13 protein-coding genes, 16 tRNA genes and 1 rRNA gene are annotated in these 13,409 nt (G+C 52.2%); 28 read left to right on the forward strand and 2 right to left on the reverse strand.

Annotated elements, in window-relative coordinates:
- The 24 genes from ABID47_RS28445 to ABID47_RS28560 all read left to right on the forward strand — a co-directional run.
- Window positions 1-97 (forward strand): 23S ribosomal RNA (locus ABID47_RS28445); the annotation flags it as partial.
- A gap of 67 nt (window positions 98-164) precedes the next feature.
- Window positions 165-240: transfer RNA gene (locus ABID47_RS28450), tRNA-Asn, on the forward strand.
- Window positions 241-244: 4 nt separating this feature from the next.
- Window positions 245-336: transfer RNA gene (locus tag ABID47_RS28455), tRNA-Ser, on the forward strand.
- A 9-nt stretch (window positions 337-345) separates the two neighbouring features.
- Window positions 346-420 (forward strand) — tRNA-Glu (locus ABID47_RS28460).
- Between the two features lie 93 nt (window positions 421-513).
- Window positions 514-589: transfer RNA gene (locus ABID47_RS28465), tRNA-Val, on the forward strand.
- Window positions 590-623: 34 nt separating this feature from the next.
- A tRNA-Met gene (locus ABID47_RS28470) sits at window positions 624-697 on the forward strand.
- A 37-nt stretch (window positions 698-734) separates the two neighbouring features.
- Window positions 735-811: transfer RNA gene (locus tag ABID47_RS28475), tRNA-Asp, on the forward strand.
- A 58-nt stretch (window positions 812-869) separates the two neighbouring features.
- Window positions 870-945, forward strand: a tRNA-Phe gene (locus ABID47_RS28480).
- Between the two features lie 23 nt (window positions 946-968).
- A tRNA-Thr gene (locus ABID47_RS28485) sits at window positions 969-1,044 on the forward strand.
- Between the two features lie 3 nt (window positions 1,045-1,047).
- Window positions 1,048-1,133, forward strand: a tRNA-Tyr gene (locus tag ABID47_RS28490).
- A gap of 10 nt (window positions 1,134-1,143) precedes the next feature.
- Window positions 1,144-1,217: transfer RNA gene (locus ABID47_RS28495), tRNA-Trp, on the forward strand.
- Between the two features lie 31 nt (window positions 1,218-1,248).
- A tRNA-His gene (locus tag ABID47_RS28500) sits at window positions 1,249-1,324 on the forward strand.
- 22 nt (window positions 1,325-1,346) lie between these two features.
- A tRNA-Gln gene (locus ABID47_RS28505) sits at window positions 1,347-1,421 on the forward strand.
- 6 nt (window positions 1,422-1,427) lie between these two features.
- A tRNA-Gly gene (locus ABID47_RS28510) sits at window positions 1,428-1,502 on the forward strand.
- 9 nt (window positions 1,503-1,511) lie between these two features.
- Window positions 1,512-1,585: transfer RNA gene (locus tag ABID47_RS28515), tRNA-Cys, on the forward strand.
- Between the two features lie 12 nt (window positions 1,586-1,597).
- Window positions 1,598-1,674, forward strand: a tRNA-Arg gene (locus tag ABID47_RS28520).
- Between the two features lie 18 nt (window positions 1,675-1,692).
- Window positions 1,693-1,772, forward strand: a tRNA-Leu gene (locus tag ABID47_RS28525).
- 736 nt (window positions 1,773-2,508) lie between these two features.
- Complete coding sequence (locus ABID47_RS28530; protein ID WP_076175192.1) at window positions 2,509-2,814, forward strand: LiaF transmembrane domain-containing protein; 306 nt, start codon at window positions 2,509-2,511, stop codon at window positions 2,812-2,814.
- A 78-nt stretch (window positions 2,815-2,892) separates the two neighbouring features.
- Window positions 2,893-3,567 (forward strand): PspA/IM30 family protein, encoded by a 675-nt coding sequence (locus ABID47_RS28535; RefSeq protein ID WP_116231802.1) that lies wholly within the window; start codon window positions 2,893-2,895, stop codon window positions 3,565-3,567.
- Window positions 3,568-3,571: 4 nt separating this feature from the next.
- Window positions 3,572-4,060 (forward strand): PspC domain-containing protein, encoded by a 489-nt coding sequence (locus tag ABID47_RS28540; RefSeq protein ID WP_145026286.1) that lies wholly within the window; start codon window positions 3,572-3,574, stop codon window positions 4,058-4,060.
- 3 nt (window positions 4,061-4,063) lie between these two features.
- Entirely contained in the window at window positions 4,064-4,768 is a 705-nt protein-coding gene (locus ABID47_RS28545; RefSeq protein WP_354501988.1) for a PspA/IM30 family protein, read from the forward strand.
- Between the two features lie 173 nt (window positions 4,769-4,941).
- On the forward strand, window positions 4,942-5,589 hold the full coding sequence (gene liaF, locus ABID47_RS28550) for a cell wall-active antibiotics response protein LiaF (protein WP_076175183.1): 648 nt from the start codon (window positions 4,942-4,944) through the stop codon (window positions 5,587-5,589).
- A 15-nt stretch (window positions 5,590-5,604) separates the two neighbouring features.
- On the forward strand, window positions 5,605-6,687 hold the full coding sequence (locus tag ABID47_RS28555) for a sensor histidine kinase (protein ID WP_354501992.1): 1,083 nt from the start codon (window positions 5,605-5,607) through the stop codon (window positions 6,685-6,687).
- On the forward strand, window positions 6,668-7,315 hold the full coding sequence (locus tag ABID47_RS28560; RefSeq protein ID WP_076175243.1) for a response regulator transcription factor: 648 nt from the start codon (window positions 6,668-6,670) through the stop codon (window positions 7,313-7,315). The genes ABID47_RS28555 and ABID47_RS28560 overlap by 20 nt, the downstream gene beginning before the upstream one ends.
- Window positions 7,316-7,422: 107 nt before the next feature.
- Here the strand turns inward: ABID47_RS28560 and ABID47_RS28565 are convergent, their stop codons facing one another.
- Window positions 7,423-7,755 (reverse strand): hypothetical protein, encoded by a 333-nt coding sequence (locus ABID47_RS28565; RefSeq protein ID WP_354501995.1) that lies wholly within the window; start codon window positions 7,753-7,755, stop codon window positions 7,423-7,425.
- Between the two features lie 175 nt (window positions 7,756-7,930).
- Here ABID47_RS28565 and ABID47_RS28570 point away from each other — a divergent pair, with 175 nt between their 5' ends.
- From ABID47_RS28570 to ABID47_RS28580, 3 genes are all read left to right on the forward strand, one after another.
- On the forward strand, window positions 7,931-8,695 hold the full coding sequence (locus ABID47_RS28570; RefSeq protein ID WP_354501998.1) for a YwmB family TATA-box binding protein: 765 nt from the start codon (window positions 7,931-7,933) through the stop codon (window positions 8,693-8,695).
- A 168-nt stretch (window positions 8,696-8,863) separates the two neighbouring features.
- A complete protein-coding gene (gene zwf, locus ABID47_RS28575; protein ID WP_354502001.1) occupies window positions 8,864-10,414 on the forward strand; it encodes a glucose-6-phosphate dehydrogenase in 1,551 nt (516 codons plus the stop codon).
- Between the two features lie 147 nt (window positions 10,415-10,561).
- Window positions 10,562-12,145, forward strand: coding sequence for a peptide chain release factor 3 (locus tag ABID47_RS28580; protein ID WP_354502004.1), 1,584 nt, complete (start codon window positions 10,562-10,564; stop codon window positions 12,143-12,145).
- Between the two features lie 93 nt (window positions 12,146-12,238).
- Here ABID47_RS28580 and ABID47_RS28585 read toward each other — a convergent pair whose 3' ends face one another.
- Window positions 12,239-12,472 (reverse strand): small acid-soluble spore protein SspI, encoded by a 234-nt coding sequence (locus tag ABID47_RS28585; protein WP_076175171.1) that lies wholly within the window; start codon window positions 12,470-12,472, stop codon window positions 12,239-12,241.
- A 219-nt stretch (window positions 12,473-12,691) separates the two neighbouring features.
- Between ABID47_RS28585 and ABID47_RS28590 the strand changes: the two genes are divergently transcribed.
- A complete protein-coding gene (locus ABID47_RS28590; protein WP_212970511.1) occupies window positions 12,692-13,354 on the forward strand; it encodes a potassium channel family protein in 663 nt (220 codons plus the stop codon).
- Window positions 13,355-13,409 lie beyond the last annotated feature (55 nt).

A 13,409-nucleotide genomic window follows, 5' to 3' on the forward strand; every position in this document is an offset into this window, starting at 1 on the left:
GTAAGACCCCTTGTAGACGACGAGGTAGATAGGTTGGAGGTGGAAGTGCAGCAATGCATGGAGCTGACCAATACTAATCGGTCGAGGGCTTATCCAAAAATATAAAACACAGATTCGTTTCGTATCTAGTTTTCAAGTGATCAAACACTTGAATTAAATATTGTTCCCTGATAGCTCAGTTGGTAGAGCACTCGACTGTTAATCGAGTTGTCACAGGTTCGAGTCCTGTTCGGGGAGCCATTATGGAGAGGTGTCCGAGTTGGCCGAAGGAGCACGATTGGAAATCGTGTAGGCGCCAAAAGCGTCTCGAGGGTTCGAATCCCTCTCTCTCCGCCATTATAGTTTGGCCCGTTGGTCAAGGGGTTAAGACACCTCCCTTTCACGGAGGTAACATGGGTTCGAATCCCATACGGGTCACCACTTTAATTATTAGCATCAGGGATGGGAATCCCAACGAAATAATACTTGCCTTTTTAGTGGTTTATCTGCTAAGATATTAAAAGTGTTTCTTATGGAGGCTTAGCTCAGCTGGGAGAGCATCTGCCTTACAAGCAGAGGGTCGGGGGTTCGATCCCCTCAGCCTCCACCATGTATACTTTAAAGAAAATAAATATTTTTAATGACGCGGGGTGGAGCAGTCCGGTAGCTCGTCGGGCTCATAACCCGAAGGTCGCAGGTTCAAATCCTGCCCCCGCAATTTATCTCCTTATGTATGGAGATACATAATTGGCCGTGGAACCGTGGTGTAGAGGCCTAACATGCCTGCCTGTCACGCAGGAGATCGCGGGTTCGAATCCCGTCGGTTCCGCCATTTATTTTCTTGAGAGTTTAGTTTGTTGCAATAATGCTCTTAATTAGAAACAAAATTAGGCTCGGTAGCTCAGTCGGTAGAGCAGAGGACTGAAAATCCTCGTGTCGGCGGTTCGATTCCGTCCCGAGCCACCATGAATTTAATAACAAGCATAAAAGCCGGTGTAGCTCAATTGGTAGAGCAACTGACTTGTAATCAGTAGGTTGGGGGTTCAAGTCCTCTCGCCGGCACCATATGGAGGCTTAGCGAAGTGGCCAAACGCAGCAGACTGTAAATCTGTTCTCGTACGAGTTCGGTGGTTCGAATCCATCAGCCTCCACCAGTTTTATTATAGGGGCATAGTTTAAAGGTAGAACAGCGGTCTCCAAAACCGTTAGTGTGGGTTCAATTCCTGCTGCCCCTGCCATTCGAAATACAGCTTCATATCTTTTATTATGGCGGTCGTGGCGAAGGGGTTAACGCACCGGATTGTGGCTCCGGCATTCGTGGGTTCAAGTCCCATCGATCGCCCCATAACTTATAATGACAATCTTGTTGGGGATTAGCCAAGCGGTAAGGCAACGGACTTTGACTCCGTCATGCATAGGTTCGAATCCTATATCCCCAGCCAGTTTAAGCGGACGTGGCTCAGCGGTAGAGCATCGCCTTGCCAAGGCGAGGGTCGCGGGTTCGATTCCCGTCGTCCGCTCCATTTGATTTCGGCGCCATAGCCAAGTGGTAAGGCACAGCTCTGCAAAAGCTTTATCCCCAGTTCGAATCTGGGTGGCGCCTCCATTAATTTCATATGCGCCCTTAGCTCAGCTGGATAGAGCGTTTGACTACGAATCAAAAGGTCAGGAGTTCGAATCTCTTAGGGCGCGCCATTTTTTTTAACTGAATATGCCGGTGTGGCGGAATTGGCAGACGCGCGCGACTCAAAATCGTGAGGGAAACCGTGGGGGTTCGAGTCCCTTCACCGGCATCATAGAGAAAAGCCTTGGATATCTTTCCAAGGCTTTTTCTTGTATAGACTAACATTGTAAACCGAGCCATCGTTCGTCGTTCGTTAGTCTCTCCTCCCATTATATTGCACTCCTCCTTCCAATCAGCCACCTGATGATATCCCGCAGAAAGGCGGCCATTTTAATTCGTATTGCGTTTATTTGTATGGCTTGTATGGCGTTTAATTCGTATCCTGTTGTTTTATGTAGGTCCTATCCGCATAGATGTTCTCGTTATATGACATGCCCTCGTAAGATGGGAGTAAGAGGGTGTACAACAGCCTTGAAAAAGATCCTCTGATCAATCGGTTCGTTCTACCATTACTCCCTTTGAACGTGTTCCTCATCCTTGTTTAAAGTTGATAAACCATTCCAGCCGGCTTTACCTAGGCTAAACAGGCTCAATGTTTCTTTAGCTAAGTGCTAAATCCCTTGCTCAGAGCCTCCAACGATTCCTATCCCAAGCAATGTATAAAAAGACTGCTCATTAAAGTTCCCAAAGCGTGTCGTTCATGTTTTATTGGCGGGATATTGGGGCTGCCAGTGGAGGATGTGGCTGCCGCGTTCCATGCAGAAAAAGCTTGCTTCGTCTAAGGTCCGAGGCTTCCCCCGACTTAGGTCTAGGATTAAAAACCGTCTGGGGTCCGTTTTGGAAAACCCGGATAGAACCTAAAATAGAGTCATAAGGTTGATACAAACGAAAGGCGGTGACAATGCATGAGAACAAATAAAACTTCTGGTTGGGCGATCGTATTGATCGCAATCGGAGCACTGATGCTCCTGGGAGTATTCGCTCCATTATTCGGCAGGCTGATCGGATTGATCTTCCCGATCCTGATGATCGTGCTCGGCTATTATGGAATTCGCAGAGGTAAGGTGGTAATCGGTACGATTATCCTCGCATTCGGTGTCATGGGACTTCTGGCGAAGCTGTCCTGGATCATCGGACCGCTGCTGGGAATTGCCCTGGTAGTGTTCGGGATTATGCTGCTGAAAGGTAAGAAGTCGTCGAAGTGGATGTAACGGTAACAAAGAATTACCTTCAATAAATACAATCAAACGAATAGGCGATCACAGCTTATAAGGAGGGAGCAAAAACAGATGAGCGTATTTCGCAGGGTACGGGATATCACCGTAGCGACATTAAATGAACGTTTGGAACAAAGTCAGGACCCGGTACGGTTGATCGATCAGTTTTTGGCATCAACGCGTGACGATATTATGGAAGCCGAGAAGCTCGTTCAGCAGTACTCCGCTCATGTGAGACAGCTGAAGCAGCAAGTGGATCAGGCATCCAGTATGAAGGAAAAGCGTGAGGAGCAGGCGCTGCTGGCTCTGAAGGCCGGCGAGGATCATCTAGCCAAGCTCGCACTGCAGGAAAAAATCATCTATGAAGAAAAGCTCGAGCAATACGGAGGACTGCTGGATACAACCCGCCAGTCGCTCACCGAGCTGGAAAATCAGCTGAACGACCTGAAATTGGAGTACCAAACCGTGTACAGCAAACGTCAATACTACGCGGCACGGATGGAAACCCTCAGACTTCAGCAGCGGATGAATCAGCGAATGGAAGGTTTTGGCGGACAGGATGTTCCCAAGATGTTCAACCGTCTGGAAGACCGCATTTCCGATTGGGAATTTGAAGCACGCAGTCTGCGCGACCTGCGCCGCGGCGGTCAGGAACTGTTCGAACAAGCCAGCGGAACGGTATCCAGCGTGCTGGAAAGGGAGCTGGCCCGCCTGAAGGAAAAGCTGAACAACAGCGGAAAGGAGTAACGTCATGAGCAAGCTATACCGATCGACCCGCGATAAAATGGTCACCGGTTTGTGCGGGGGGCTGTCCGATACATTGGGCATCGATTCCACGCTGCTGCGGATCCTGTTCTTGATCAGTATCCCATTTACCGGCGGGACCACGCTGTTCATCTACTTTATCGCGGCTTTGGTCATCCCTAAAGAACCAACGACACCTTTTAATCCATATGGACCGGGACCGGGGGTAGCTGGGGGCGGATACTACGGCAATAGTATGGGGTCCGGCAGCTACTACGGCAACGGTCAGCAAGGCAATGGCGCTTATGGTGCCCAATCTTTTGACCCTAGAGCCAAATACAACGGTTCGCCTTACGGCGGAGGCAGACCGGGCGGATACAGCTCGTCCGCATCCGACCTGGACGCCATGATGGAAGATATCGAGAAGAAAGCTATGAAGAAAGAGCTTGAGGAATTGAAAAAAAAATTATCTAAGTACGAGAAGGGAGAAGTGTAAAACATGGGAGTATTTAAAAGAATTAAGGATATGACGAAAGCATCGGTGAACGAGGTATTGGATAAAGTTGAAGATCCGGTAATTATGCTGAACCAGTATCTGCGCGATATGGAGGCAGAAATCCATGACGCAGAAGTTACAGTAGCGAAGCAAATGGCCAATGAACGCCGCATGAAGCAGCGCGTGGAAGAAGCGGTGAAGATGGCCGGCCAACGTGAGGCTCAAGCTGAACTGGCACTTCGTAACGGCCAGGAAGAAGTAGCGCGCAAGCTGCTCGAGGAAAAGATTTATTTTGACCAAAAACTGTCTGAGTACCAAGAACTGCACGCTCAATCCGAGGCGCAAGCCAAAGAACTGGTACAGCAGCTCCATGACATGAAAGACGAGTTCTACAAAATGCGCAACAAGCGCAATGAGCTCGTAGCCCGTGCGCAAATGGCGAAAGCCAAAAAGCAAATGTCTCAAATCAGCAGCCTGCATACGATCGAAAGCGGCAGCGCGTCCCTTGGATTCCACCGCATGGAAGAAAAGATCATGCAAATGGAAGCTGAAGCCGATGTGATGCGTGCCCCTTACCGTCCGGAAACATCCGCTTTCACCAGCCCGGTCGATGCGGAGAAGCAGCTGAAGGTGGAAGAACAGCTCAGCGCGCTGAAAAGCAAGCTGAACCCATCGGCTGCCGCTCCTTCCAAATCGAATAAAGAATAAGTATTCAATTCTGCGGACAATATGATATGCTAGGAAGAATGGAATAAGGGCGCGAGACCTCATTCACATCTTCCTGGATCCCGGTGAAGCCATAAGGAGTGTGCCCGTCACAACCCTATGGCTTTTCCGGTCTTACTTTTCCGATAAACCAAGACATCATAAGGAGGTGCGGCATGGAAAAAAGAAATCGCTTCATTGCGCTGATTCTCATCGGGATCGGCCTCCTCATGCTCTTCGGCAGGTGGGTCGGCTTTTTTACCATCGTCGCCCTCTTATTCATTCTTATGGGAATTTATACGATTCGCGGCGGAAAAGTGAAGAGAGGCTACCGTCTTGTGGCGGTCGGAGCCATCCTGCTGCTGATTGATCATTTGCTGATCGTGCTGGGGATTGCGCTGATCTCCCTGGGATGGTTTTTTGTAAAGGCAAGGAAGGTGCAGAACCGGGACGGGTACCTGCAGAAGCAGGGCTTTTCGGGGCATTACAATTGGGATCAGGTCCCTTGGGCTATGAGAAGCCAGAGCGTCTGGCATGTTATCAACGAAGCCGATCTGGATTTGTCGCTTGCGATCCCCGAGGAACACCGTACGGTGATGATGTTTCAAGGCATCATGGGGGATACGGACATCAAAATTCCGGAGTATTACGGGGTGGAGCTTGAAGTGTTCGTCCTGTTCGGCGCGATCGATTTCAGAGGGCACCGGGATAACGGCTTGATGAACCGTTTGAACTGGAAATCCCCTAATTATGAGACCAGCGAATACAAAGTTAAATTCCATATTTCCTACCTGGTAGGAGATGTTGATATTGATCTGTCATAGGAGGAGGGTTCCCTGATGAAAACCCGAAAACCGGCTAATATGGTCTCCCGGAGCATGGGCGAGGGGGCCCTTCTTTCTTTTGTTATGCTCCTGATCATTTTTTACGTGCTTTATACATATGGTTATTTGGCCCCGTTTGATTCTTGGCAAAAAACGCTGCAGGCCGGTGCTACGCTGATCCTGGTTCCGATCGGTCTGGGAGCTATCTTCGGGTTCTATCAGAGCTACCGGGTAAAAATGAAGCTGGAACGGCTGCGGGAAACGCTGCTCTCCTGGGAAAAAGGGAACGTCGCCCGCTCCGTACCGGAGCTTGGCAGCGATGAGGTCGGGCGCCTTGGCGAGCAGCTTGGGCGCATCAGCAAAAAGTGGGAGGAGCAGGTGAACTCCCTTCAGCGCTTGTCCACGAACAATGCCCAGCTGGCCGAGCAGGCGCGGATATCGGCTATTGTAGAGGAGCGCCAGCGTCTGGCGCGGGAGCTGCATGATGCGGTATCCCAGCAGCTGTTTGCGATATCGATGACGGCGACGGCTGTGGGGAGGACGCTTGAGAAGGATTTTGACAAGGCCCAGCGCCAGGTGGCGCTCATCGAAGAAATGGCCGCCGTGGCCCAATCGGAAATGAGAGCACTGCTGCTGCATCTCCGGCCGGTCTATCTGGAAGGCAAGCCGCTGGAGCAAGGCCTCGGCGAGCTGATCAAAGAGCTCAAAGTAAAGGTTCCGATGGAAATCGTGTTTGAAATGGACAAAGGCATCCACCTGGTAAAAGGAATCGAAAACCATCTGTTCCGAATCATCCAGGAAGCGATGTCTAACACGCTCCGGCATGCCAAAGCGGATAAGATGGAAATCCGGATTCACCAAAAGAAAGACATGGTCTGGGTCATGCTGCGTGACGACGGCCAGGGCTTCGAACTAAACGAGACAAAACAGGCCTCTTACGGCCTTTCCAATATGCAGGAACGCGTCAACGAAATCGGCGGATCGATCCAGATCATTACGGCGCCCGGCAAGGGTACGCGAATCGAAATTACCGTGCCGATTGTATCTGAAGACAAAGCAGGGAGTGAGGATGTTGGAAATGGAAACACCCATGATTAAAGTGCTGCTCGTCGATGACCACGAGATGGTGCGGATCGGTCTGGCAGCCGTGCTGGGGACTGAGGACGGCATCGAAGTCGTCGGCGAGGCAGGCAGCGGGGAGGAAGGCATCCGCCTTGCCCGGGAATACAAACCCGACGTCGTCCTGATGGACCTGGTGATGGAGGGCATGGACGGGATTGAGGCGACGCGGCAGCTGCTGAAGCTGTACCCGGACTGCAAGGTGATCGTGCTGACAAGCTATTTGGACGACGAGAAAATGTACCCGGTTATTGAGGCCGGCGCATTCAGCTACCTGCTGAAGACGTCGCGCGCAAGTGAAATCGCCGACGCCATCCGCGCCGCGGCGCGCGGCCAATCGGTCTTGGAATCGCAGGTCGCCTCCAAGATGATGAACCGGTTCCGCCATCCGGAGGTGGAGGCCCCGGCGCACAAGGAGCTGACCGACCGCGAAATGGATGTGCTCCGCCTATTGGCGCAGGGCAAGTCCAACCAGGAAATCGCCGATGACCTCATCATTGGAATCAAAACGGTCAAGTTCCATGTGACGAACATCCTGGCGAAGCTGGGCGTAGACGACCGCACGCAGGCGGCGATCTACGCTTACAAGAACGGTCTGGCGGAATAGTTGGATTGAATCCAGAGCAAATTAATCCATAGCAGATGAAAAGCCCCTGAGGAGCGGATAGCTTCCAGGGGCTTTTTTAGATAATGATGTGTAAGTTTTGAAGACCGCTAAATCAAAAACAGCAGCCCTAGGGTAGCCAGACTCAGCGCCAGGCCAGCCCCAAAGCCGAATCCATAGCCATACGGATAATAAGGATAGAAGGCGCGGACGGTGGCTTTTTGTGGAGCTTTGGCTACAGGCCCCTTAGCGCGTTTTTTATGGCCGCTCTTTACTTTGGCGCCGTGCAGCTGGGTGCCTTCCGGCCCGTTCAGAATAATATGGCCGTCTTTGCACTCGGTCAGCTTTCCGGTATATACTCTGCCGTCATACATACAGGCGGCGACCATTTTGCCGCAGTGCCGCCGAATATTTTCTTCTGTTAATGGGTAAATAGGGATCATGGAAGTGTGCGAACCTCCCTTATCATTTTTATTAACCAGTGTATTCACCGCCTATGGACGCGGCTATGGTCATTCACCCAATTTCGCCTATCGTGCGGCTTTAGGTATAATCGCCCCGGAAACGGACATCCTTTTAGTAGATTGATAGATTTCCTGGTGAAGGGATGTATGAGGGATGATGGCAGTCCGGAGATGGGCAGGTTTAGGTTTGGCGGTATGCGTAGCGGCTTTGGTATGGATGGGGTATTTGTGGTACAGTGCGAATCAGATGTCGGCGCCGTCCCATCAGGATCCGGAAGAATTGCGCACCCTCTTGAAGCTGGGAAATGAAGTGGTAGACGTGCCGCAGCGTCTGGTTGTGAAGTGGCAGGGAGACTGGGAAGCCAACGGAAATCAGGATGCGTACGAGGCGGCCGAGGGGCTGTCCCAATCGCTGAATCTGCCGGGAGTACAGCAGCTGACGGAAGGCGGTCACTTGACATACCGGGTCGTGGATACGAAAAATGGCGTTAACGTGCGGTTTAACTGGCAGGAGATTTCAGAGGATCGCAGTTATATTATTATTCAACTGGAGGCGGCTGGTGATGAGCAGCTGAGCGCCTTGACCGAACTCCAGTCGGAATACGGACAAGCATTGCACGAAAACGGCATCGATGCTGAATGGAATGCTTCTTTGCAGGGAACGGTTAAAGGGGAGCATACTGCCGATTCGACCATGAAAGCGGTAGAGGATGGCATTTTCAGAAATATGGCGGCGACTAAGGCGGAAACCTACGAGGATGCGACTACGGTCAGCAACGCTTACGAGGTGCCTTCATTGCGGTCCGGCATCCAAAGCGGAGGGAAGGTTCTGAACATGCAGGTGGCGGTTCATGAGGATCAATCGACCGGCAGCAGCCGGGTGACGATCGGGCTTCCGGTCATTACGATTGAGTATTAGACCTGCCTGGAACGCAGAAAGAAATTTTTGATTTACCACCAAGTTAAACGGATAGCATCATACTGATGAATGTGCTAAAATGACATCAATCATTTTATGCCACCAAATTATGGTGTAAAATCGGGATTTTGAAGAGACCAAAATACGACATAGAAAGAATGAGGAGCCATGACTGAAAATCAAAATCTTGAAGCACTCAAAACACCTGGTGCTGTATTTTTTATTTTCGGGGCAACCGGGGATTTGGCCAAACGCAAACTGTTTCCTGCCATTTATAGTTTGTACCGTGAAGGTAAATTAGCCGAGGATTTTGCGGTCATCGGCGTCGCGCGGCGTCCGCGTACCCAGGAGGAGTTCCGTGAGGACATCTTCCAGTCGATTCAGGAATTTTGCCGTTACAAGGCGGAGAACAACGACAACTGGAAGACGTTTGCGCAGCATTTTGAATATAAGTCCCTCGATATCAACAACGTCGACGGATTCCGTGAACTAAACGAACAGACGGTGAAGCTGGAGAAGCAGTTCGGCATTCCGGGCAACCGCCTGTTCTATCTGGCCCTGGCGCCGGAGCTGTTCGGCAGCGTATCGTTTAACCTGCAAAAGGGCGGCATGCTGGATGCCGAAGGCTGGAATCGCCTCGTCATCGAGAAGCCGTTCGGCTACGATCTGAAATCGGCTGAAGAGCTGAATGAACAGATTCGCCAGGTTTTTAAAGAAGAAGAGATTTACCGGATCGACCACTACCTGGGCAAGGAAATGGTGCAGAATATCGAAGTCATCCGGTTCGCCAACGCGTTCTTCGAGCCGCTGTGGAACAACAAGCATATTGCCAACGTGCAAATTACGCTGAGCGAAACCGTCGGCGTTGAAGAGCGCGGAGGGTACTACGACCATGCCGGTGCACTCCGGGATATGGGACAAAACCATATGCTGCAGATGCTGACGATGATCGCGATGGAGCCGCCTAGCCGCCTGCTGCCGGAGGACATCCGCGACGAGAAGGTGAAGGTGCTCCGTTCGCTCCGGCCTTACGAGACAGCGGAAGAAGTGAAGAAGAACGTCATCCGCGGCCAGTACATCAAGGGCTCTGCCCGTGGTAAGGACCTGCCGGCCTACCGTGAGGAGGACAAGGTCGACCCGAATTCCAATACGGAAACGTATTTTGCGGCGCGGCTGTTCGTGGATAATTTCCGCTGGGCGGGCGTACCGTTCTACATCCGGACAGGCAAACGCCTTCCGGTCAAAACGACGGAAATCGTCGTGGAATTCAAGAGCATGCCGAACAACGTGTATTTGGGTAAAAAATACAAGCTCGAACCGAACCTGCTGGTCATCCGGGTGAACCCGATGGAAGGCATCTACGTAAAGATCAACGCGAAGAAGCCGGGCTCTGAAAATGAAATCGAGCCGCTCGCGATGGACTTCTGCCAGAGCTGCATGGTCGGCATCAACTCGCCTGAGGCGTATGAGCGCCTGCTGCATGATGCAGCCCGTGGCGAATCGACGTATTTCACCCGCTGGGATGAAGTGGCGTCGGCCTGGTCCTTCGTCGATAAAATCGCCGAAGCCTGGGCGCAAAATCAGGGCGATATCTCTTATTATCCTGCCGGGTCCTGGGGACCGAAGGAAACGGACGAACTGCTGAAAGCGGACGGCTTCCACTGGTGGCCGGTGAACGGCCAGGAAGAGGACAACGTCGTGTGGCAGATTGGCAAATAAAACCGTTGTACCGGTGCTTGCCTTATGTTTCACTAAAGACATAGCCTGAAATGAAATCATCCTCATGCAGCCTCTGCATGGGGGTGATTTGCGTAGAGAATGTGATACAATAATAGACATGACTTTAGTGATGAAGGGAATAGTGAAATGAGCAAAGCGATAGATGATATGCTGCAGCAGGAAGTGGAGAAGCGCCGGACGTTCGCGATTATCTCCCACCCGGACGCAGGTAAAACGACATTAACGGAAAAGCTGCTCCTGTTCGGCGGCGCGATCCGGCTGGCCGGTACGGTCAAAGCGCGCAAAGCAAGCAAGCACGCGACCAGTGACTGGATGGAAATCGAGAAGCAGCGGGGGATCTCGGTTACTTCGTCGGTGATGCAGTTCGATTATAACGGACATCGGGTCAACATTCTGGACACCCCGGGTCACCAGGACTTCAGTGAAGATACGTACCGTACGCTGACCGCTGCCGACAGCGCCGTCATGCTGATCGACGTGGCCAAAGGGGTCGAGGCCCAGACGATCAAGCTGTTCCAGGTTTGCGCGAAGCGGGGCATTCCGATTTTTACGTTTATTAACAAGCTCGACCGGGAAGGCCGGAGTCCGTTCGACCTGATGGAGGAGCTGGAGCAGGTGCTTGGCATCCGCTCTGTGCCGATGAACTGGCCGATCGGGACCGGACGCGAGCTGTGCGGTGTCTACGACCGCATGAAGAATCAGGTCGAGCTGTTCCAGGGGAACGACCACTCGACCATTCAGGTACAGAAGGTGGAGGACTATAACGACCCGGTTATCCGTGAGATGGCGGGGGATTACCTGCACGATCAGCTGTGCCAGGACCTGGAGCTGCTGGACGTGGCGGGGGACCAATTTGACCTGGAAAAGGTACAAAAGGGCGAACTGACGCCGCTGTTCTTCGGTAGTGCGATCAACAACTTCGGGGTGCAGACGTTCCTGGAGAACTTCCTGCAGCTGGCCCCACCGCCGGAGCCGCGCCGCAGCACGGCTGGGTTGATCGAGCCGACGAACGAGAAGTTCTCGGGATACATTTTCAAAATCCAGGCGAACATGAACCCGGCGCACCGGGACCGCATCGCCTTCATGCGGATCGTGTCCGGCAAGTTCCAGCGCGGCATGACCGTCAAGCATGTGCGGGTCGGCAAAGACATCAAGCTGTCGCAGCCGCAGCAGTTCCTGGCACAGGACCGCGACATCGTCGATGAGGCGTATCCTGGCGATATCGTCGGGCTGTTTGACCCGGGCATTTTCCGGATCGGCGACTCGCTGAGCCAAGGCAGCGAAATCGTCTTTGACGAGCTGCCGACGTTCTCGCCGGAAATTTTCTCGAAGGTGACGGTCAAGAACGCCCTGAAGCACAAGCAGTACCAGAAGGGCATCGACCAGCTGACGGAGGAAGGGACCATTCAGGTGTTCCATACGGTCAGCTTCGACGATACGATTCTCGGCGTTGTCGGCCAGCTGCAGTTCGAAGTATTCGAATACCGGATGAAAGGCGAGTACGGCGTGGATGTGCAGCTGCAGCGGATGCCGTACCAGTTCGCCCGCTGGATCGTGGACGACCAGATCGATCCGAGCAAATTCCGCATCAACTCGACGCTGGTGAAGGATAAGAAGGGCAACTATGTCGTGCTGTTCGAAAACGAATATGCGATGCGGACCGCGATGGAAAAAAATCCGACCGCGAAGTTTTTGGAGACGGCTCCTTAAGTCTGCTGAAGCTTCTGTAATATAGGAAATACCCCTCAGCTGTTTCCCAGCGGAGGGGTATTTGTCATTGCGGTAAAAGCACCGGCGTCTTTGTTAAGTCAATGGACCCGGCTTAATCGTCTTGAGGTGCTCATGAGCCACATGAACGAGCTCGTTCTGCTGCTTCGTGTCGATATTTTTCCACATCATCTCAAAGATCGCTCCCAAGCCGGGGAGCGCCTGCTCCGGACCGTCGACGGATCCTTCAATCATTTCACGAAGCTCGGCTTCATTGGAATCATGGACCTTATGGACAATAGCTTGGCGCAGGTCGAGAAGAATTGACATGATCGTTTTCCCTCCAGGCTAAAAAGTTTGAACCCTTCACATCAGAGCCGCCCGCTTCCATATATATCGTGCGGACGACGTCCCGCTACCGAGGGCTCAGTCTGAATTGTAATGATATTCTTTAGTAATGTGCCCCGAGGCGGGTGGCAAAATTCAAGTTTTTCACCCGCTGTGATATAATAAGCAGGATAGACTTCTTATAGTCGTGGAGGTTAACATATGGCGAAAAAGCAGTACGCCGTCATCGGTATGGGGCGCTTTGGCTCCAGTGTTGCAAACACACTGAGCGAGATGGGGTTTGACGTGCTTGCCATCGATTCGGATGAACAGCGCACCCAGGCGGTATCAAATATGGTTACGCATGCCGTATCAGCGGATTCAACGGATGAAGAGGCGCTTCGTGCCCTGGGCATCCGCAATTTTGACGTGGTGGTTGTCGCCATCGGCGAAGACATCCAATCCAGTATTTTGACGACGCTCATCCTGAAGGATCTCGGGGTCGGAACGATTATCGTCAAGGCGCAGAATGAACTGCACGGCAAGGTTTTGCAAAAGATCGGCGCCGATAAAGTGATTTTTCCGGAGCGGGATATGGGTATGCGGGTCGCCCACCATCTCACTTCGCCGAATATTTTGGATTACATCGAGATATCCGAGGACTACAGCATTTTGGAATTAAAGGCTTCGCAGGACATGATCGGCAAAAACTTAAGGGAACTCGACATTCGCGCCCGCTTCGGCTGCAACGTCATGGCGATCAAGCACGGCACGAAGATGGATATTTCGCCGTATGCCGACGCCCCGCTGAGCGAAGACGACGTACTCGTTATCGTTGGCGAGAAAAGCGATTTGACCAAGCTGGAGCTGGCTTATCCGAAATGATCCGATCCTCAGCGCGAAAACCTCGTGCTGGGGCAGAGGAGCAGTTTGACAGATA

It is taken from the genome of Paenibacillus favisporus (assembly GCF_040545415.1).
GTDB classification, from domain to species: Bacteria; Bacillota; Bacilli; order Paenibacillales; family Paenibacillaceae; genus Paenibacillus_AQ; species Paenibacillus_AQ favisporus.